The organism is Nocardia nova NBRC 15556 (genome assembly GCF_001613005.1).
Taxonomy (GTDB): Bacteria; Actinomycetota; Actinomycetes; order Mycobacteriales; family Mycobacteriaceae; genus Nocardia; species Nocardia nova.
Genome location: NZ_BDBN01000171.1, coordinates 1 through 3,501, shown reverse-complemented (window position 1 = coordinate 3,501; position 3,501 = coordinate 1). Strand labels below are relative to the sequence as shown.

The 3,501-nt window shown below is 66.8% G+C and carries 3 protein-coding genes; all 3 read right to left on the bottom strand.

What is annotated here, in order from left to right; genetic code table 11:
* Positions 1 to 429 precede the first annotated feature (429 nt).
* A complete protein-coding gene (locus NN2_RS35450) occupies positions 430 to 858 on the bottom strand; it encodes a DUF4189 domain-containing protein (protein WP_169812494.1) in 429 nt (142 codons plus the stop codon).
* Between the two features lie 252 nt (positions 859 to 1,110).
* Entirely contained in the window at positions 1,111 to 2,736 is a 1,626-nt protein-coding gene (gene groL / locus NN2_RS35445) for a chaperonin GroEL (protein WP_036506233.1), read from the bottom strand.
* 273 nt (positions 2,737 to 3,009) lie between these two features.
* Positions 3,010 to 3,303: a hypothetical protein gene (locus NN2_RS35440; protein WP_030516558.1), complete on the bottom strand. Its 294-nt coding sequence runs from the start codon at positions 3,301 to 3,303 to the stop codon at positions 3,010 to 3,012.
* Positions 3,304 to 3,501: the final 198 nt, after the last annotated feature.

The window sequence follows — 3,501 nt, the reverse complement described above, 5'->3', positions numbered from 1 at the left end:
CACGCACCAGCAATCTCGCGGGATTCTCCCGGTCGATCGGTTGGGCAACTTTTGCAGCTTAGCTCAGCCAGAAGTTCCCGACCAAATCGGGGTCCCTCTTACCGAACCAGTGTGATTGTCAGGCGCTCCTCGTCCGACCTCGTTGTCCCGGGCCTCTCGGCTCCGGGTCGGTGTCCGTGTCGCTCTGACCTGGAATAAGTTACGTGCCAACCGCATTCGAAGTCAAATCGCCTGGTCATCCGGCCTGACGACGCACATCGGATGCGCTCGCAACACCATTCACAACATCGGCGTCCGGCGAGAAATTCCGACCGTCGGCCGAAGCCCGCCCCGAAATGCCGGAAGCCGGCCCGCGGTGGGGGCGGGACCGGCTTCCGATCGCTATTCGCGATACGCGTCTCGGGGATACGCGACGATTTCGGCTGCGGGTCAGCCGTTGCAGCGCGACGCGCTGATGACGGCGGGACCCGAACCGTCCGAACTCAGGGTCGGCGGGCGATCCGGGCCCAGCGCCGCGATGGCGTTGCGCTCGGCCTCCTGCAGGGTGGCACCGGTTCCGACGGTATGAACGTCGTCACGCCTGGCGACCGCCCCGCATCCGTCGACGAAGCGAAGGATGGTCGCGCAACCGGGAGCCCCCTTCGACCCGCACACGTCCACCGCATCCCGGTCGGCCGTGTCCTGATCGGGCGCGTTGACGACACTTCCGATGTGCCAGCCGTCGTCCATTTCGTAGGAGATGGCGAACGCGCCGTACAGGTGGCCGTCCGGCCCCCGCTCCGCCGCCGCCGAACCGGTTCCCGCGACGACGAAGGCCGTCGCGGTGGTCGCGACGAATCCCAGGGCAAGCTTGCCCATCGACAACATGGTGTTTTTCCCCTATCGAAGGCTTCCGGATGAAGCCAACCGAAAAGAATGCGTTCCACAACCGGTGTTGTCCAGGCCGGGTGTCCCGAAAGCCCTTGCGAGACTGCAAGTTAGGGGAAATATGACCGATAACCGCTACATTCGACAGCCGACGCAGACGTTCGTACCGCCGAAACGCCGGTAGCCGGCCCGCCCGAAGGCGGACCGGCTACCGGTTCGAAAGGTGTTGCCGGAAGGCAGGACTCAGAAGTCCATGCCGCCCATGCCACCGGTCGGGTCGCCGACGGGAGCGGCGGCCTTCTCCGGCTTGTCGGCCACGACGGCCTCGGTGGTGAGGAACAGCGCGGCGATCGACGCGGCGTTCTGCAGCGCCGAACGGGTGACCTTGACCGGGTCGGCGACACCGGCGGCCAGCAGGTCCTCGTACTCGCCGGAGTCGGCGTTGAGGCCCTGGCCGGTCGGCAGGTTGGCGACCTTCTCGGCGACCACGCCGGGCTCGAGGCCGGCGTTGAAGGCGATCTGCTTCAGCGGCGCGGCCAGCGCCACCTTCACGATGTTCGCGCCGGTGGCCTCGTCACCGGTCAGCTTCAGGTCGTCCAGCGCCGGGCCGGCCTGCAGCAGCGCCACACCACCACCGGGGACGATGCCCTCTTCGACGGCGGCCTTGGCGTTGCGCACCGCGTCCTCGATGCGGTGCTTGCGCTCCTTGAGCTCCACCTCGGTGGCGGCGCCGGCCTTGATCACCGCAACACCGCCGGCCAGCTTGGCCAGGCGCTCCTGCAGCTTCTCGCGGTCGTAGTCCGAATCCGAGTTCTCGATCTCGGTGCGGATCTGGGCGACGCGACCCGCGATGGCGTCGGCATCACCGGCACCGTCGACGATGGTGGTCTCGTCCTTGGTCACCACGACCTTGCGGGCGGTGCCCAGCAGGTCGACGGTGGCCGTCTCCAGGTTCAGGCCGACCTCTTCGCTGATGACCTCGCCACCGGTGAGGATGGCGATGTCGGCCAGCTGCGCCTTGCGGCGGTCGCCGAAGCCCGGGGCCTTGACGGCGACGGACTTGAAGGTGCCGCGGATCTTGTTCACGACCAGGGTCGACAGGGCCTCGCCCTCGACGTCCTCGGCAATGATCAGCAGCGGCTTACCGGCCTGGATGACCTTCTCCAGCAGCGGCAGCAGGTCCTTGACGGTCGACACCTTGGAACCGACCAGCAGGATGTAGGGGTCCTCGAGGACCGCTTCCTGACGCTCGGCGTCGGTGACGAAGTAGCCCGAGATGTAGCCCTTGTCGAAGCGCATACCCTCGGTCAGCTCCAGCTGGAGGCCGAAGGTGTTGCTCTCCTCGACGGTGATGACGCCTTCCTTGCCGACCTTGTCCATGGCCTCGGCGATCAGCTCACCGATGGACGCGTCGCCGGCGGAGATGGCCGCGGTGGCAGCGATCTGCTCCTTGGTCTCGACCTCCTTGGCGGTGTCGAGCAGCTTGGCCGTGACGGCCTCGACGGCCTTCTCGATGCCGCGCTTCAGGCCCAGCGGGTTCGCACCGGCCGCGACGTTGCGCAGGCCCTCGCGCACCAGCGCCTGGGCGAGCACGGTAGCGGTGGTGGTGCCGTCACCGGCGACATCGTCGGTCTTCTTGGCGACCTCTTTGACCAGCTCGGCGCCGATCTTCTCGTAGGGGTCCTCCAGCTCGATCTCCTTGGCGATGGACACACCATCGTTGGTGATCGTGGGGGCGCCCCACTTCTTCTCCAGGACAACGTTGCGACCCTTGGGGCCCAGCGTCACCTTGACCGCGTCGGCGAGGCTGTTCAGTCCCCGCTCGAGACCGCGACGGGCCTCTTCGTCGTACGCAATTGTCTTGGCCATTGCGTTGAGATCCTCCACATGTATATGGGGCTGACACACAGAGCGACCGCAGGTTGGATCGCCCCATTACGCTGGCCAGGTACGGTGCCCGCGACGGACGACCGAGGGTGTCTGGGAACCCGGTCTCACCTGCCCGACCTAGCACTCACTGGTCGAGAGTGCCAGGACCTTTCTAGCACTCGACGGTACCGAGTGCAAGGTTACGGACCCGATGGCCGCACCGTTCGCAATCGGCGATATCGGCTGCACGGTGCGATATCCGGGCGGGCACGCTCACGTATCGTCGGTGACCCGCAGCGCCAGGGCGACGAAGGCGTCGGTGCGGCGCTCCTCCGGACTGCGCGGTTCGCCGCGTTCCACGGTCACCTGCTCGGCGTCGTGAAGCAGCAGTTCCGCCTCGATTCGCATGATCGCCCGGATGAACGGAGGCGCCACCTCGGGCGGCAGATCGCCGTTGACGATGTAGCTGCCGTCCGGGCCGTCCTCGGTTTCGACATAGGACAGCGCGCGCAGCAGGTCTGCGCGTAGTTCCCCCGCGATCAGGTCGGAATCCGATCCATCCGCCATAGCAATATCGTATCCGGACCACCGATCACCTCATCAGCCCCACAACTTCACAGCCGTATCGATGAGTGAGCGGGCACGGCGTGGCCACCGCGGAATCGGGCACGGACTCTGCGGATTCGGGAGGCGCATTCCGGGCCGCGGAACCGGCCGCGACGCGGCGAGTCGCGCCGGGCCGGATATCGCGACGACGGCCGCGCC